The organism is Mesocryomonas lacus, assembly GCF_055730135.2.
On sequence record NZ_JBUZWE020000013.1, the window covers coordinates 71,032 to 86,448 of the forward strand.

Consider the following 15,417-nt stretch of genomic DNA (forward strand, 5'->3'; position numbering starts at 1 on the left):
GCCCGTTCTGTCCGGGGCAAGCGATCGAGAGCCTATCGTTGCTCTAGGCGCCCGTTATCATCCGTCAGGCCGCCGAAGCGAGCTTCGATCGCGCCAAGGACACCGTTTTCCGCAATCGCGCGCGCGAAATCCTTCAGTTCCGCCACGACGGCGTCATCCCGTTGGAGGTCGGTGCCGAACACGCTTTCGAAGCCGAGGAAGGCGTCGATCCCCGCCTCCGGCGATATTTCCTTCGCCGGCTTATCTCGCCAGCGTTCCAGCATGGGATCGCTGACCTCGAACGGCTGCCCGGCATCGTCGATGCCGCGGCAGGACCGGATATAGGCGGCGATGGCAAAGAGGATCGCAGGCGCGTTCTTGCCGCGCGCGCGGCGGATCCGCAAGGGCGCCAGCAGCCGCTGCGGCACCTTCAGCGAGGCGTCGGTGGCGATCTGCGCGGTCCGGTGCGGCAGTGCGGGGTTGCCGAAGCGCGGTAGGAGGGCCGCGCCATAGGCGGCAGCCGTCTCGGCGTCGATCGACAGCGTCGGCGCCGCCTCGGCCCAGTAGGCCGCGAGGAACCGCTGGACCCGCGTGTCTTGCACTGTTTCCGGCACGGTCTGCAGCCCGGCGAGGCGGCCGATCGCGGCGATCGCCGTATGGGCGCCGTTGAGGAGGCGGAGCTTCATCTCCTCATAGGGCTCGACATCCCCGACGAAGCGCACGCCGCTGGCCTCGAAGGGCGGCCGTCCGCCGGGAAAGCGATCCTCGATCACCCAGTCGAAGGCGGGCTCGGCCATCACCGGCCAGGCATCGGCAAGGCCGAGGCCGGCATCGACCTCGGCGCGATCGGCCGGCGTCGTCGCCGGCACGATGCGGTCGACCATCGAGGAGGCGAAGGCGACGTTCGCATCGATCCAGCGGGCGAGGCCATCCTGTTTCAGCTCGGCGAATTCCAGCAGCACCGTCTTCAGCGTCTCACCGTTCTTCGGCAGGTTGTCGCAAGAGACGATCGTGATCGCCGGCGCACCCGTCCGCCGACGCCGTGCGAGGCCGGCGGCGAGGAAGCCGAGCGCCGAGGTCGGCGCGCCGTCGCCTGCGAGGTCGCGGCGCACCGCCGGATCGTCCCGGTCGAGCCGGCCGCGGTCGACGGCATAGCCCTTCTCGGTGATGGTCAGCGTCACCAGGCGGATGGCGGGGTCGGCGAGGGCGGCGACCAGCGCCTCCGGGTCCTCCGGCGCGACGATCATGCGGATCACCGAGCCGATCACCCGCAGCCGCGTCGTCTCGCCGTCGCGGATCGCGAAGGTGTAGAGCCCATCCTGCGGCGCCAGCGCATCGCGCGTCTCGGCGCTGCGCAGCGACGCGGCGACGATGCCCCAGCCGGTCTCGCCGCGGTTAAGGGCGTCGTCGGCGAACACCGCCTGGTGCGCCCGGTGGAAGGCGCCGAGGCCGAGGTGGACGATGCCGGCGGTGACCGCGCTGCGGTCGTAGCCGGGGCGGTCGACGCCCGGTAGGGCCGAGGCGAGGGTGGCGTTGGAAAGTCGCTGCATCTGGGCTGCCAGTCAGGGGAGGGGCGGAGAAGCCGGACGCGTCAGCCGAACTGCAGGCCGCCGTTCATGTCGATGATCCCGCCGGTGATGAAGCCAGCGAGCGGCGAGGCAAGGAAGGCGACGGTGTGCGCCACTTCCTCCGGCTCGCAGAACCGGCCGACCGGGATCGCCGCCAGCTGCGCGGCGCGCTGCGCGTCTGTCAGCTGCTCCATGATCATCGGCGAGACCACATAGGCGGGAGCCACGGCATTGGCGGTGATGCCGGTGCCGGTCAGCTCGCGCGCCGAGGAGAAGGTCAGCCCGACCATCGCTGCCTTCGAGACGGAATAGGCGGTGCCGGCTGTCAGGCCCCCCGACTTCCAGGCATAGGAGGACATGTTGATCAGTCTTCCCCAGCCGTTCGCCCTCATCCCGGGCACCACGGCCTGGGTCAGGAGGAAGGCGGCGTCGAGGTTGACCGCCATCAGCGCCTGCCATTCGGCGAGCGTCGTGCCGGCGAGCTTGTTCGGCGACAGGATGCCGGCATTGTTGACGAGGATGTCGACGCGCTCGAACTGCGCGAGGACCGCGGCGATGCCGGACGCGATCGAGCCGGGATCGGCGAGGTCGACGACGAACGGCGTGGTGCTGTCGCCAAGATCCGCCGCGACGCGCGCAAGGGCCGCCGCGTCGCGGTCGACCAGCGCGATGCGGGCGCCGGCGGCGGCGAGGCGGACGGCGATCGCCCGGCCGATGCCGCCGGCGGCACCGGTGACGAGGGCGGTCCTGCCGCTGAGTTCCTGCATGTCGGATCCTTTCTGAAGGGCCTACGGCACGAAGTGCCGGCGCTCCGCCTCGGGGAGCTGGTCGAAGAGAATGAAGACCTGGTCGAGATGGGTGACCAAAGCCGCCTCGGCGGCGGCGGCATTGCCCGCGTCGAGCGCATCGAGGATGGCGAGATGCTCCTCGATCACCACCGGCAGCCGCTGGGCATGGCCGGAGAAGCGGATGAAGCGGGTCAGCTGCGACTTCGCCGCGAAGATCGCCGACCAGACGCCGTCGCGGCCGGCATGGACGGCGAAGAGCTGGTGGAAGCGCTCGTCGCTGGCGTGGAAGGCGTCGGCGTCGCCTGCCTCGACGGCGGCGCGCTGGGCGTCGACGGCTTCGCGCAACGTGCCGCTCATCGCGCCCGTCCAGCGCGGCGCGACCTCGCGCAGCAGCGCCACCTCGAGCGAGCGGCGGACGAAATGGTTGTCGTGGATGCCGCCGACCCGGATCTTTGCAACGAAGCTGCCTTGCTGCGGATAGACGTCGACGAGGCCTTCTTCCGACAGGCGCTGGATCGCCGCCCGCACCGGGGTACGCGACACCGCGAACTGACGGCATATCGAGTTTTCCGAGATCGGCGTGCCCGGCATCAGCCGCACCCGGACGATCGCCTCGCGCAGCACGCGGTGCACCTGGTCGGCGACCGAGAGGCGTCGGTCGAGCTGCAGGGTGAGGTCGGCAAGGCCTTCGCCCCCGATCCCCGGCACCTCTGTCGTCCGCGTCGCCTCGCTCATGCCAGTTCCGATTTCCTTGCCGCGAGAATCCGTTTGCGGCTTGGATACAAGAATACTAGTGTCGGGACGGTCAGCGCAAGCCGCCTGCGTCGCTTCCTCGGGAGGAGGCAGCAGAAAGACGGAAAAGCGGCTTGGAACGGGAGGAAATTTCATGTCGAAACGGATGATGCGACTGATGGTGGCCGGGCTGTCGATGGCGGCCGGCCTCGGGGCGGCCCAGGCGGCGGACGACACCAAGATCGGCCTCGTGCCGGGCGGCCCGCACCCCTATTTCACCGCCTGGGAGCAGGCCGGCAAGGATGCGGCGCGGGATTTCAAGCTCACCGGCGCCGACTACAAGGTCCCGCAGAAATGGGAGCTCAGCCAGCAGAACCAGCTGCTCGAGAGCATGCTCTCGCAAGGCTATAACGGCTTCCTCGTCTTCCCCGGCGATTCCGTCGGATCGGTCAGCACGGTGTCCGAGCTCGTCGGCAACGAGGCCCCGGTGATCGCCGGCGCCGGTTGCCTGAAGGATCCGTCGGAAGCCGCCTTCTGCCTCGGCACCGATACCGGCAACTCCGCCTATCTCGGCACGCAGGAGCTGTTGAAGTCGCTCGGCGAGAAAAAGCGCATCGCCCATTTCACCGGCTTCCTCGTCGATCCCAACACCCAGCTGCGCATCGACGCCGTCGAGAAGGCTGCCAAGGAAGGCGGCGCGACCGTCGTCCAGGTGATCGCCGACATCGACGCGCCGGAGCCGGCGGAAGAGAAGATCAACGCCTACCTCGCCGCCCATGCCGGGGAGATCGACGGCATCGTCACCACCGCCTGGGTGCCCGCGGTCGTTGCCGCCAACGCGCTGCGCAAGATCGGCGACAAGCGCATCAAGATGGTCGGCATCGACCATGACGAGGTCGTTCTGAAGGCGATCAAGGACGGCTTCGTTTCCGGCACCATGCTGCAGAACCCCTATGGCCAGGGCTATATCGGCAGCTTCGCGCTCGACAAGCTCCGCTCCGGCTGCACCGTGAAGGCCGACGCGCCGTTCAAGTCGAACGCGCTGACGGCAAAGTTCATCGACAGCGGCACCGTCTACGTCGCCGCCGATGCGGTCGACACCTACGTCCAGTCGATGCAGGCGATCACCAAGACGCTCTTCGACGGCTTCGAGAAGACCTATCTCGACTGCCCCTGACCGAGCCGGGTCCGCCGGCGCCGCAAGGGCGCCGGCGGACCCGTGCCGTTCGATGCTGACGGAAGAGAGTACCGCATGATCCTCGAGACAAACCCGCGCACGCGCCCGGCCGGAGAGGCGTCAGCCCCGGCCGCCAAGGCGGACGCCGCGACCAAATTCTACCTGACGAACGAGTTCGGGCTGGCGGCGCTGATCGTCTTCTTCCTCGTGCTCTTCGGCACGCTGGCGAGCGGTTTCCTGTCGCCATTCAACCTCTTCACCCTCGGCCGCACCTCCGCCATCAACATGATGATCGGCCTCTCGATGATGGTCGTCATCGTTACCGGCGGGCTGAACCTTGCGGTCGGGGCGATCGGCGTCTCCGCTGCGATGACCGTCGGCTATCTCATCGAGAGCGTCGGTCTGCCCTGGCCGCTGGCGATCCTCGGCGCGCTGGCGCTCGGCGCGGCGCTCGGCTTCGTCAACGGCTGGACGGTCGTGCGTACGGGCCTTCACTCTTTTATCATCACGCTCGCGACCATGAGCATCTTCTTCGGCGTCATGATCTTCCTGACGCGGGCGGAATCCTTCCGCGGTCTGCCGCCGGCCTTCACCGCCTTCGGCAAGATGAAGCTCGCGGGCTATGTCTCTCCGCTGCTGCTGGTGACGCTCGCCGTCGCGCTCGGGCTCGTCTTCCTCTACCGCTTCACCGCGCTCGGCCGCGAAATGCTCGCCGCCGGCGCCAAGCCCGAAGTGGCGGAGATGTCGGGCATTCCGGTCGGGCGGATCTTCATCCTCTGCCACATGCTGTCCGGCGCCATCGCCGCGGTCGCCGCCCTGATGCTGGTCGCGCGCAACGGGGCTGCGATCCCGTCGATGGCCGGGCAGCTCGGGCAGGACTGGCTGCTGCCCGCCTTTCTCGGCCCCGTGCTCGGCGGAACGCTTCTTACCGGCGGCAAGGTCTCGGTGATCGGCACGTGCCTCGGCGCCTTCCTCGTCACGATGCTGACCAGCGGGCTCCTGTTGCTGCAGCTTGGCGAGTTCTGGATCCAGTCTTTCCTCGGCTTGCTGCTGCTGCTCGCCGTGCTGATGGACAAGGCGCGCCGCTCCTATCTCGCGCGGAGGAACATCGCATGAGCGCGACGACGCAGAGCACTCCGCTCTCCCGGACGCTGCGGGCCGACTGGTTCGGCCCCTTCGTCGTGACTATCGTGGCGATCATCATCGTCGGCAGCTTCAGCCCGTCCTTCCTGTCGCCGTTCAACATCCAGATCCTGCTCTTGGCGATCGCCGTCAACGCGCTGATCGCCTTCTCGCAGATGATCATCATTGCCATCGGGCAGATGAACCTCTCGGTCGGCGCCATCGGCGGCCTGGCGGCGATCTCGTTTGCGGGGATGATGGAGGTCTGGGGCCTGCCGGCGCCGGTCGCCGCCGTCCTCGCGCTGGCGCTAGGCATCGCCTGCGGCCTGCTGAATGGCCTCTTCATCGTCTGGACCGGCATCTCGGCCTTCGTCATCACGCTGGCGAGCCTTTCGATCTACAAGGGCATCAACCTCGGCATCACCCGCGCCGAGCCGTTCTACGGCGTCGCCGACAGCGTCAAGGCCTTCGGCCAGGCCACGCTCGCGGGGCCTTTCCCCTGGCTGGCGCTGCCGACGGTCCTCGTCGCCGTGGGCCTCTGGTACCTCCTCAGCCGCTTGCCCATCGGCCGCTTCATCCTCGCGGTCGGCGGCAACAGCCATGCCGCCGAGCTGTCGGGCATCACGGTCGGCGGCACCGTCATCTTCGCCCATGCGCTGTCGGGCTTCCTTGCCGCGCTCGCGGGCATCCTCCTCGTCGCCCGCTTGCAGATCGGCCAGCCGACGATCGGCGACGACTGGCTGATCATCTCCTTCGCCGCCCCGGTGATCGGCGGCGCGGTGCTGGCCGGCGGCCATGTCAGCGTCGCCGCGACGCTGTTCGGCGTCGTCATCGTCGCGATCATCACGCAGGCTTTGGTGCTGTTCAACATCGACCCGTTCCTGGTGCAGGTCGTGCTCGGCGCGATGATCCTGGCCGCTGTCGGCGTCAACCGGCTGCGCGAGGTTCGCCTCGCCGGTTCGCGGAAGGGATTCTGAGATGGAAACGGTCTTCGAAGCCAAGGGCATCGAGAAGAGCTTTCCGGGCGTGAAGGCGCTGCGGGGCGTGTCCCTCACGCTGGCGCCGCATTCGATCCACGCTTTGCTCGGCGAGAACGGCGCCGGCAAGTCGACGCTGATCAAGGTGATCACCGGCGTCCACCGGCCGGACGCCGGGACGCTGACGCTCGGCGGCGAGGCGGTCGCCTTCACCAGCCCGCGCGACGCCATCGCCCACCGCATCGGCGTCGTCCACCAGGAGCGCAACCTGATCCCGCGCTTCTCGGTGGCCGAGAACATCCACCTCGAGCAGCTCGGCGGACGCTTCCTGAAGCCGGTCGACTATGCCGAGCTGAACCGGCAGGCGGCGCGCTGGCTGGAGGCGCTCGACCTCGACATCGACCCGCGCACCCCGGTGTCTAAACTCTCGGTCGCGCAGATGCAGCTGGTCGAGATCGCCAAGGCCCTGTCGCTGCGCTCGCGCGTCCTCCTGCTCGACGAGCCGACGGCCTCGCTCACCTCCAGCGAGACCGACGTCCTCTTCGGCTTCCTGAAGAAGCTGCGCGACAACGGCGCGAGCATCCTCTTCGTGTCCCACAAGCTGGAAGAGGTGCTGGAGATCTGCGACCGCGTCACCGTCCTGCGCGACGGCAGCAACGCCTCGCCCAGCCGCTCGATGGAGGGGCTGACCCGGCACGACCTTGTCACCATGATGATCGGCCGTGGCGAGCAGGCGAGCGGCTGGAAGCAGCGTGTGCCCTCGAGCGCGCCGGTGGCGCTGCAGCTGAAGGGCGTGTCGACGGCGCTCGGCCACGTCGGTGTCGACCTCACTCTGCGCCAGGGCGAGATCGTCGGGCTCTACGGTCTCGTCGGGGCGGGTCGCACCGAGCTTGCCAAATGCATCATGGGCCAGTCGCCGGTGACGCAAGGCACCGTTGAGGTCTCCGGCAAGCCGGTGAAGATCGGGTCCGTCGCCGAGGCGGTGCACCGGCACGGTATTGGCTATGTCAGCGAGGACCGCAAGCAGGAGGGCCTGGTGCTGATGCACTCGGTGCTCGACAATGCGGGCATTGCCGTCTGGCGCCAGCTGTCCGGGGCTTTCGGCCTCCTCACCGACGGCCGGATCCGCCAGGCCGTCGCCCCCTTCATCGCGAAACTCGAGGTGAAGACGCCGAGCATCTTCCAGACCGTCGGCAATCTTTCCGGCGGCAACCAGCAGAAGATCAGCGTGGCGAAATGGCTGGCGGCGGGGGTGAAGATCCTGATCGTCGACGAGCCCTCGGTCGGCATCGACATCAAGACGAAAGCCTATCTCCACGACCTCCTGCGCGAACTGGCCGATGCCGGTACCGCGATCCTTGTCATCACCAGCGACATGCCGGAGATGATCGGCCTTGCCGACCGGATCGTGGTGATGAACGACTACAAGGTCTGCGGCGAGCTCGCCAATGACGGGGTCTATGACGGCATGAGCCAGGGGATCATGGGACTCATCCACCGCGAGGAGCAGGCGGCCTAGCCGTTTGCAAGGCGGGACGGTACGGCCCTGCGCGAACGGCGCTCGACGCTCCCGCGCCGTCCCGCTATCTCAGCGTTCTCGGCGCTACGGCACCCTCGGCGCAAACAGCGTCCTGAACGCTGAATGAGTCCCATAGGCTCGCAGCGTCAGGGGCTGGTGGCAGCGGCGGGATCCGTTGCCGATCGGGCGCGCCGCTGTGGAGCAGGACACCAGACAATACGGGCGGCATCCGCCCGAGCACAATCGGCCGGAGCGGCCAAGGGAGGAAGAGCATGGCATTCGAACGACGCCCGGTCGGCGAGACGGGTCTGACGCTGCCGGTCTACGGCTTCGGCACCGCACCGCTCGGCAACCTGTTCCACCCGATCGCCGACAAGGACGCGCCGGAACTGGTGATCGCGGCCTTCGAGGCCGGGCACACTTTCATCGACACCGCACCCTTCTACGGCTCCGGCCTCAGCGAGCGGCGCGTCGGCGAGGCGCTGCGGCGGCTCGACCGGTCGCAGGCGGTGATCTCGACCAAGGTCGGGCGGCTGCTGGTGCCGGACGCCCAGCACGACGCAACAAAGAACGCCTTCTTCGACGCCGCGCCGTTTCGCCCGGTCTTCGACTATTCCTATGACGGCGTGATGCGCTCCTTCGAGGACAGCCTGCAGCGGCTCGGCACCGACCATGTCGAAATCCTCTTCGTCCACGATGTCGGCGAGGAGACGCAAGGGGAGGGGAACCTCGCGCCGTTCGAGACGGCGATGGAGGGCGGCTATAAGGCGCTCGACCAGCTCCGTTCCTCCGGCGCGGTGAAGGCGATCGGCCTCGGCGTCAACGAGTGGCAGGCCTGCGAGAAGGCGATGGACCGCGGCCGCTGGGACGTCTTCCTGCTCGCCGGGCGCTACACGCTGCTGGAGCAGGAATCGCTGAACTCCTTCCTGCCGCGCTGCGTCTCCGAAAACGTCTCCATCGTCATCGGCGGCGCCTTCAACTCCGGCATCCTCGCCACCGGCGCGGTCGACGGTGCGACCTACAATTATGCGCCAGCGCCCGCGGAAATCCGCGCCAAGGTCGACGCCATCGAGGCGGTATGTCGCGCCCACAACACGCCGATGGCCGCCGCCGCCTTGCAGTTCCCGCTGACCCACCCGGCCGTCGCCTCCGTCATCCCCGGCGTCGCCGCACTCTCGCACATCGAGCGGAACTCGGCGCTGATCCAGACTCAGGTGCCGGTGGGGCTCTGGGCCGACCTGAAGGCCGAAGGACTGCTGCGGTCGGATGCGCCGGTGCCGGGCTGAGGACCATCGATCTCCCCCCTTGAGGGGGAGATGCGGGCAGGCAGAGGGGGGGCGCCGAAGGGCGCAACCAACGCAGAACCGGCGACGGCGGGCCGTGGGCGACGGCGGACCGACGTGGGTGAAGGCACGCTGCGCGCAACGGCAGGCCGCCGCCGGGTGCACGACGGCCGTCGGTGGCGCGCTGCTGACGATGAGCAGGCGATAGCGACGGACAAGCCGACCGAGCCAAACCGAGCCGCCGCACCCAGCCGCTTGGTCCGGCGCTCTCCAGACGTCGTCATCCCGGGCTCGACTCGGGATCCATTCCAAACCGCTCAACGCGAACACGGCGGTGGACTTTGCCACTCCAGATCACGCCCCACGCTTCGGCTTTTCTAACGACTTGAAGGTCCACCGTTCGTGATCACGTTCGGCGATTTGGAATGGATCCCGGATCAAGTCCGGGATGACGAAGCGGAGGGGTTGGCGCTAGTTCTGTAAAGGGATGCGACACCGTCGATCTGACGTCTCAAAGGTTCGAGTCCTACTCGGGGAGCCAACTCCTCTCCCCAAACAGAAAAAGGGCGCCCACCCTGCGGTGCGCGCCCTCTCTCACCTTAAACCGTAACCCTTACGCGGCAGCCGAAACGCTCGCCTCGGTCGGGACTTCCGAGATGGTCTTCAGGATCTGCGAGGCGATGGCGTAGGGGTCGCCCTGGGAGTTCGGGCGGCGGTCCTCGAGATAGCCCTTCCAGTCATTGTTGACGAAGGAGTGCGGCACGCGGATCGAGGCGCCGCGGTCGGCGACGCCGTAGCTGAACTTGTTCCACGGGGCGGTCTCGTGCTTGCCGGTCAGGCGCTTGTCGTTGTCCGGGCCGTAGACGTTGATGTGGTCCATCAGGTTCTTGTCGAACTGCGCCATCAGCGCCTCGAAATAGGCCTTGCCGCCGACTTCGCGCATGTGGGTGGTCGAGAAGTTGGCGTGCATGCCCGAGCCGTTCCAGTCGGTGTCGCCGAGCGGCTTGCAGTGGTATTCGATGTCGATGCCGTACTGCTCGGTCAGGCGCTGCAGCAGGTAGCGGGCCATCCACATCTCGTCGGCGGCCTTCTTGGAGCCCTTGCCGAAGATCTGGAATTCCCACTGGCCCTTTGCCACTTCGGCATTGATGCCCTCGTGGTTGATGCCGGCGGCAAGGCACAGGTCGAGGTGCTCTTCGACGATCTCGCGCGCGACCGAGCCGACATTGGAATAGCCGACGCCGGTGTAATAGGTGCCCTGCGGGGCGGGGTAGCCGGACTCGGGGAAGCCAAGCGGGCGGCCGTCCTGGTAGAAGAAGTATTCCTGCTCGAAGCCGAACCAGGCGCCCTCGTCGTCGAGAATCTTTGCGCGGGTGTTCGAGGGATGCGGGGTCTTGCCGTCCGGCATCATGACCTCGCACATCACCAGCACGCCGTTGGTGCGGGCGGCATCCGGGAAGACGCGGACCGGCTTCAGCACGCAATCGGAATTGCTGCCCTCGGCCTGCATCGTGGAAGAGCCGTCAAAGCCCCAGAGCGGCAGCTGCTCGAGCGTCGGAAACTCTTCGAATTCCTTGATTTGCGTCTTACCGCGCAGGTTCGGAACCGGCGTGTAGCCGTCGAGCCAGATGTACTCGAGCTTAAATTTGGTCATCGCAAAACTTTCGTAAGGTGGTGATACGAACCGGAAACTCTCGACCCACGTCGCGCCCTCAACGGGCCCGCGCGGGCAGCCGCACACCTTAAAGCATTTTACATGCCAAACTGCGATGCTGGCTACCGAGCGCCTTGCCGCGCCGGAACTGCACGGCCCTCGCAACGCTTTAGACAGCGGGCATCGAACCCCGATGCCTTGGAATCCGCCTCGTGCTGATTATATTTAGGGCAAATAGCGCAAAAATGGTGCAGACTTCGGCGGTCGGGGTGTGCAGCCCGCGCCGCCAGGGAGGATTATCCGATGATGACACCCGCATTTCGTTCAACCGCCAAGATCATCCAGTTTCCAAAGCGTGGACGGCTGGGCTTTGCTGGCCATCTTGCCGACCGCCAGACAGCGAACGCCGCGGCCGTGCCGGCCTTTGCAGATTTCAGCAGTTGGTATCATGAGGCAGCGGTCCGCGAGGCTGCCGAAGAGGCTCGCAAGCCCTAACAAGGTCCGCGTGTCCGGAGTTTGATGCTTCAGCCGACGCGTTGACGGCTTCGCGCTGCGGTCGTGCGCCAACGTCCAGCGTCGTGCACAAGCGCTCCACGTTTCCGCTGCGTTTAAGCCCCGAAAATCGACCAACCCATCCGCCGCGTCAGCTGCTCCAGCGCGATGCGGCCAAGGTGGGAGTTGCCAGAGGCATCGAGGCCCGGCGACCAGACGGCGATCGACGCCTTGCCGGGCGCAATCGCCAGAATGCCGCCGCCGACGCCGCTCTTGCCGGGCAAGCCGACGCGGTAGGCGAACTCCCCCGATCCGTCATAGTGGCCGCAGGTCAGCATCACCGCATTGATGCGGCGGGCGCGCTCCGGCGTCACCACGGTGAAGCCGGTCGCGGGATTGCGGCCGCGGGCGGCGAGAAAGCGTCCAGCCATCGCCAGCTGCCGGCAGGACATGGCGATTGCGCAATGGTGGAAGTAGACACCGAGCGTGTAGTCGACGGGATTATCGAGGACTCCGAAGGATTTCATGTAGTTGGCAAGCGCCGCGTTGCGAAAGCCTGTGCGCTGCTCGGAGGCGGCCACCGCCTCGTCGATGGTGATAGAGGGATCGTCGGAGAGAAAGCGCATGAAGCGCAGGATCTCGCCCAGCGCCTCGCGCGGCTTGTGGCCGGAGAGGATGACGTCGGTGACCGCGATGGCACCGGCATTGATGAAGGGATTGCGCGGAATGCCCGATTCCCGTTCCAGCTGGACGATCGAATTGAACGCGGTGCCCGACGGCTCGCGCCCGACCCTCTGCCACAGCCGGTCGCCGATCTGGCCGAGCGCCAGCGTCAAGGTGAAGACCTTCGAGACGCTCTGGATGGAGAAGGGGGTCTCGGCGTCGCCCCCGAGGGCGACATTGCCTTCCGCATCGATCACCGCCATCCCGAAGGCCGCCGGATCGACGCGGGCGAGCTCGGGGATATAGCTGGCCACCTCGCCGCGATCCGGCCGCTGGCGCATCTCGTCGGCGATCTCGCGGACGACGGTGTCAAGGTCGGGCTGGTTCATGGAGGCGGCTCGGCGGCTGGCATGTCAGGAAGGTCGGCCCGAGGCGGCGGAACGGGCACCGGGCAGCATGGCGGGTTTTTCTGGCACTGTGCCGGCCGCCAGTACAGTCTGTAAAGCGGCGCGGGCTGGCTGCACCGCTTTACAGACTGGTCGCCTCGCTTCGGCGAGGCCTTGCAAGGATGCCCCATGAGTCTTGAAACCGTCCGCGCCTTCCTGGCGGAAAACGCTCCCGACATCGCCATGATCGAACTTTCCGACAGCACCGCGACGGTCGCGATGGCCGCCGCCGCGCACGGTGTCGCACCTGGCCAGATCGCCAAGACGCTGGCGCTGATGGTCGGCGAGCGCGGCCTTCTCCTGTGTGCGGCCGGTGATGCAAGGCTCGACAACGCCAAGGCGCGGGCGGCTTTCGGCGGCAAGGTGCGGATGATGACGCCGGAGGAGGTGGCGGCGCTGACCGGCCATCCGATCGGCGGCGTCTGCCCTTTCGGGCTGGCCACACCGCTGCCGGTTCACTGCGACGTCAGCCTCGAGCCTTTTGATGTCGTCATTCCCGCGGCCGGCTCGCCCAACTCCGCCCTTCGCCTTTCACCGCAACGTCTGGCCGGTTTGACCAATGCCGAATGGGTCGATGTCTGCCGGAAGTAAATAGCGAGTGAGTTCCTGGGCTAAGATGCGATTATAAGCATTGGCTCAGAGAGTTCTTAGAGAATAATGGGTGAAGCCTCTCGAGAAATTGTATAGAATATAGGAATATTACTGAGAAACATTATGCTGCGATGCAGCAAAAACTGTTCAAGGGGGTTAGGCAGAGACGGTGCCGTTCCGACAGGGAGGGCAGGGCGCCACTGCCCGGCGACAATGCTCCCTTGAGGAATGCCGATGACACGCCCTTTTTCCAAAGCGCCTGACGATCTCGAAACCATCGCGCGCCGCGGTAGCCCGTTGCGCCGCATGGCGGCGCGCGTGCCGACCTATCTGGCCGACGTAAAGGAAAATCCGTCCTGGCTGCCGATGTTTCTCCTCGCCCGCACCATGCCGGCGCGCCGGGCGCACTGGCGCACCGCCGCCAAGGTGGTGGCCCGGCCGGCCCGGCCCTCGATGTTCCAGGGCGTCGACCGCGATGCGGCTGCGGCCAGCCTGCGGGCGGACGGGATCTTTCCGGGCCTTGTGCTGCCGGAGGCCGTCCATAGCGAGATTGCCGCGTTTGCCCGGGAGACCGCCTGTTTCGGCAATTTCGACCGCAAGCTCGAATTTCGCGCTGGCGATCATGCGGCGGCCGAAGCGCATTTTGGCAAGCCGCTGCTCAGCGGCCATCACTTCGAGCGGGCGCTGGACTGTCCGGCCGTGCTGGCCGTGCAGGAGGACCCGCTGCTCGCCGACATCGCCCGGCTCTATCTCGGCGGCGAGGCACGGATGATCACCACGCGGGTCTGGTGGAGCTTCCCGGCGCCGGCAGCCTCCGAAGCCGACCGGCACCTCGCCTCGCTCGACAAGTATCATTTCGACCTCGACGACTGGCGGATGCTGAAGTTCTTCTTCTATCTCGTCGACGTCGACCTGGAGAACGGTCCGCATGTCTTCGTCAAGGGCAGCCATGCCAAGCGACGGGTGAAGCACCAGCTGACGCTGCTGGTCGGCCATCCCGCCGACGAGGTGCTGGGCTTCTACGGCGCCGAGAACGCGATGACGCTAACCGGCAAGGCGGGTTTCGGCTTTGCCGAGGATCCTTTCGGCTTTCACATGGGAACGGTCGCGAAATCAGCGCCCCGGCTGATGATGGAGGTCGGGTTCGGCGTCTCGAAGCCGTCCCGCCGCCGTTTTCATGGCGAGCCGGTGGTGCGCTGAGCAGGCGGACGCGCTCCCCTTTATGTATGGCTAGGCCGCGCCAACAGGATTCAATCGAATCGTACGATGATTAGCGCAGCCGGCGGATTGTCGGGCGTCCCTTGCGCTGGTATTCCCGCGGCAGATCGTGGCAGCCGGTGCTTCCGGCTGTCGCTCTTCCCGCGGCCCGCAGCATCGGAACCGACATGACACGACCCTTCACCGGCCTCTGGCCCGTAGCGCCCACCCCCTTCCACGAGAACGGCGACCTCGATCTCGAGGGCATGCGCCGGGTGCTCGACTGCATGATCGACCAGGGCGTCGACGGCATCTGCATCCTCGCCAACTATTCCGAGCAGTTCCTGCTCTCGGACGGCGAGCGCCAGACGCTGACCGAGCTCAGCCTCGAGCACGTCGCGGGCCGGGTTCCGGTGCTGGTCACCACCAGCCATTTCTCGACCCGCGTCGCCGCCGAGCGCGGCAAGCACGCGGCCGAGCGGGGCGCGGCCATGCTGATGCTGATGCCGCCCTATCACGGCACCGGCCTGCGCATCGACGAGACTTCGATGATCGAGCATTTCCAGCGCGTCGGAGAGGCCGCTGGCATCCCGATCATGCTGCAGGATGCGCCGCTGTCGGGCGTCACGCTGTCGGTCGGGACCTTGCTGAAGATGGCCAAGGCGGTTCCGCTGCTGCGCTACTTCAAGATCGAGACGCCGCAGACGGCGGCAAAGCTCCGCACGCTGATCGCTGCCGGCGGCGACCTCGTCGAGGGTCCGTTCGACGGCGAGGAGGCGATCACCATGATGGCCGATCTCGACGCTGGCGCCACCGGCACCATGTCGAGCGCGCTGCTGCCGGACCTCTTGCGCCCGGTCTTCGACCTGCACCGCGCGGGCGATCGCGTCGGCGCCGCCGAGGCCTATGCCCGCATCCTGCCGTTGGTGAACTACGAGAACCGCCAGTGCGGCCTGCGGGCGGCGAAGACGGCGATGATGGCCGGCGGCGTGATCAAGAGCGACGTGGTGCGCCACCCGCTCGACCAGATCCATCCCGATACGCGGGAAGGGCTCCTGGAGATCGCCCGGACCGTCGACCCGCTGGTCCTGCGCTGGGGCAAGTAGGGTTCTGCCCTCTCCGCTCGACCGCCCTGTCGGCCGTGAACATACGATGAAAGCCCGTGCGCCGGTCTTGGGATCGGCGGCGGGATGTCCTAGATAGGCGGAGTGATCCGCATTCGGGCGCCG

General features: G+C 67.0%; 14 protein-coding genes. 9 read left to right on the top strand and 5 right to left on the bottom strand.

Annotated features, from left to right (window positions below):
• Positions 1-32: 32 nt before the first annotated feature.
• From ACZLZY_RS19335 to ACZLZY_RS19345, 3 genes are read right to left on the bottom strand one after another with little or no spacing between them, the layout of a single operon-like run.
• Complete coding sequence (locus ACZLZY_RS19335) at positions 33-1,529, bottom strand: mannitol dehydrogenase family protein (protein WP_472935677.1); 1,497 nt, start codon at positions 1,527-1,529, stop codon at positions 33-35.
• A gap of 41 nt (positions 1,530-1,570) precedes the next feature.
• Complete coding sequence (locus ACZLZY_RS19340; protein ID WP_472935678.1) at positions 1,571-2,314, bottom strand: SDR family NAD(P)-dependent oxidoreductase; 744 nt, start codon at positions 2,312-2,314, stop codon at positions 1,571-1,573.
• A gap of 21 nt (positions 2,315-2,335) precedes the next feature.
• The gene (locus ACZLZY_RS19345; protein ID WP_472935679.1) at positions 2,336-3,070 is read right to left on the bottom strand and encodes a GntR family transcriptional regulator; all 735 of its coding nucleotides are present in this window, start codon (positions 3,068-3,070) and stop codon (positions 2,336-2,338) included.
• A 151-nt stretch (positions 3,071-3,221) separates the two neighbouring features.
• Here ACZLZY_RS19345 and ACZLZY_RS19350 point away from each other — a divergent pair, with 151 nt between their 5' ends.
• The 5 genes from ACZLZY_RS19350 to ACZLZY_RS19370 all read left to right on the top strand — a co-directional run bounded on the left by ACZLZY_RS19350 (position 3,222) and on the right by ACZLZY_RS19370 (position 9,148).
• Entirely contained in the window at positions 3,222-4,244 is a 1,023-nt protein-coding gene (locus ACZLZY_RS19350) for a sugar ABC transporter substrate-binding protein (protein WP_472935680.1), read from the top strand.
• 75 nt (positions 4,245-4,319) lie between these two features.
• A complete protein-coding gene (locus ACZLZY_RS19355; protein ID WP_472935681.1) occupies positions 4,320-5,360 on the top strand; it encodes an ABC transporter permease in 1,041 nt (346 codons plus the stop codon).
• Positions 5,357-6,343, top strand: coding sequence for an ABC transporter permease (locus ACZLZY_RS19360; protein WP_472935682.1), 987 nt, complete (start codon positions 5,357-5,359; stop codon positions 6,341-6,343). Before ACZLZY_RS19355 ends, ACZLZY_RS19360 begins: the two co-directional genes overlap by 4 nt.
• A 1-nt stretch (position 6,344) precedes the next feature.
• Positions 6,345-7,862: a sugar ABC transporter ATP-binding protein gene (locus ACZLZY_RS19365; protein WP_472935683.1), complete on the top strand. Its 1,518-nt coding sequence runs from the start codon at positions 6,345-6,347 to the stop codon at positions 7,860-7,862.
• 272 nt (positions 7,863-8,134) lie between these two features.
• The gene (locus tag ACZLZY_RS19370) at positions 8,135-9,148 is read left to right on the top strand and encodes an aldo/keto reductase (protein WP_472935684.1); all 1,014 of its coding nucleotides are present in this window, start codon (positions 8,135-8,137) and stop codon (positions 9,146-9,148) included.
• 610 nt (positions 9,149-9,758) lie between these two features.
• On the opposite strand, the gene ACZLZY_RS19375 is transcribed toward ACZLZY_RS19370, so the two are convergent.
• The gene (locus ACZLZY_RS19375; RefSeq protein ID WP_472935685.1) at positions 9,759-10,799 is read right to left on the bottom strand and encodes a glutamine synthetase beta-grasp domain-containing protein; all 1,041 of its coding nucleotides are present in this window, start codon (positions 10,797-10,799) and stop codon (positions 9,759-9,761) included.
• A 303-nt stretch (positions 10,800-11,102) separates the two neighbouring features.
• On the opposite strand from ACZLZY_RS19375, the gene ACZLZY_RS19380 reads away from it, so the two are divergent.
• On the top strand, positions 11,103-11,294 hold the full coding sequence (locus tag ACZLZY_RS19380) for a DUF2735 domain-containing protein (protein WP_472935686.1): 192 nt from the start codon (positions 11,103-11,105) through the stop codon (positions 11,292-11,294).
• A 113-nt stretch (positions 11,295-11,407) separates the two neighbouring features.
• On the opposite strand, the gene ACZLZY_RS19385 is transcribed toward ACZLZY_RS19380, so the two are convergent.
• Entirely contained in the window at positions 11,408-12,343 is a 936-nt protein-coding gene (locus ACZLZY_RS19385; protein ID WP_472935687.1) for a glutaminase, read from the bottom strand.
• Positions 12,344-12,529: 186 nt separating this feature from the next.
• Here ACZLZY_RS19385 and ACZLZY_RS19390 point away from each other — a divergent pair, with 186 nt between their 5' ends.
• The 3 genes from ACZLZY_RS19390 to ACZLZY_RS19400 all read left to right on the top strand — a co-directional run bounded on the left by ACZLZY_RS19390 (position 12,530) and on the right by ACZLZY_RS19400 (position 15,294).
• Positions 12,530-12,991: a YbaK/EbsC family protein gene (locus tag ACZLZY_RS19390; RefSeq protein ID WP_472935688.1), complete on the top strand. Its 462-nt coding sequence runs from the start codon at positions 12,530-12,532 to the stop codon at positions 12,989-12,991.
• A 234-nt stretch (positions 12,992-13,225) separates the two neighbouring features.
• On the top strand, positions 13,226-14,191 hold the full coding sequence (locus ACZLZY_RS19395) for a phytanoyl-CoA dioxygenase family protein (protein WP_472935689.1): 966 nt from the start codon (positions 13,226-13,228) through the stop codon (positions 14,189-14,191).
• 185 nt (positions 14,192-14,376) lie between these two features.
• Positions 14,377-15,294 (top strand): dihydrodipicolinate synthase family protein, encoded by a 918-nt coding sequence (locus ACZLZY_RS19400; RefSeq protein ID WP_472935690.1) that lies wholly within the window; start codon positions 14,377-14,379, stop codon positions 15,292-15,294.
• The last annotated feature ends 123 nt before the right edge of the window (positions 15,295-15,417 follow it).

Excerpts from the sequence above, each read along its gene's own strand:
- ACZLZY_RS19335 (WP_472935677.1), bottom strand. The coding sequence starts at position 1,529 with ATGCAGCGACTTTCCAACGCCACCCTCGCCTCGGCCCTACCGGGCGTC.
- ACZLZY_RS19340 (WP_472935678.1), bottom strand. The coding sequence starts at position 2,314 with ATGCAGGAACTCAGCGGCAGGACCGCCCTCGTCACCGGTGCCGCCGGC.
- ACZLZY_RS19345 (WP_472935679.1), bottom strand. The coding sequence starts at position 3,070 with ATGAGCGAGGCGACGCGGACGACAGAGGTGCCGGGGATCGGGGGCGAA.
- ACZLZY_RS19350 (WP_472935680.1), top strand. The coding sequence starts at position 3,222 with ATGTCGAAACGGATGATGCGACTGATGGTGGCCGGGCTGTCGATGGCG.
- ACZLZY_RS19355 (WP_472935681.1), top strand. The coding sequence starts at position 4,320 with ATGATCCTCGAGACAAACCCGCGCACGCGCCCGGCCGGAGAGGCGTCA.
- ACZLZY_RS19360 (WP_472935682.1), top strand. The coding sequence starts at position 5,357 with ATGAGCGCGACGACGCAGAGCACTCCGCTCTCCCGGACGCTGCGGGCC.
- ACZLZY_RS19365 (WP_472935683.1), top strand. The coding sequence starts at position 6,345 with ATGGAAACGGTCTTCGAAGCCAAGGGCATCGAGAAGAGCTTTCCGGGC.
- ACZLZY_RS19370 (WP_472935684.1), top strand. The coding sequence starts at position 8,135 with ATGGCATTCGAACGACGCCCGGTCGGCGAGACGGGTCTGACGCTGCCG.
- ACZLZY_RS19375 (WP_472935685.1), bottom strand. The coding sequence starts at position 10,799 with ATGACCAAATTTAAGCTCGAGTACATCTGGCTCGACGGCTACACGCCG.
- ACZLZY_RS19380 (WP_472935686.1), top strand. The coding sequence starts at position 11,103 with ATGATGACACCCGCATTTCGTTCAACCGCCAAGATCATCCAGTTTCCA.
- ACZLZY_RS19385 (WP_472935687.1), bottom strand. The coding sequence starts at position 12,343 with ATGAACCAGCCCGACCTTGACACCGTCGTCCGCGAGATCGCCGACGAG.
- ACZLZY_RS19390 (WP_472935688.1), top strand. The coding sequence starts at position 12,530 with ATGAGTCTTGAAACCGTCCGCGCCTTCCTGGCGGAAAACGCTCCCGAC.
- ACZLZY_RS19395 (WP_472935689.1), top strand. The coding sequence starts at position 13,226 with ATGACACGCCCTTTTTCCAAAGCGCCTGACGATCTCGAAACCATCGCG.
- ACZLZY_RS19400 (WP_472935690.1), top strand. The coding sequence starts at position 14,377 with ATGACACGACCCTTCACCGGCCTCTGGCCCGTAGCGCCCACCCCCTTC.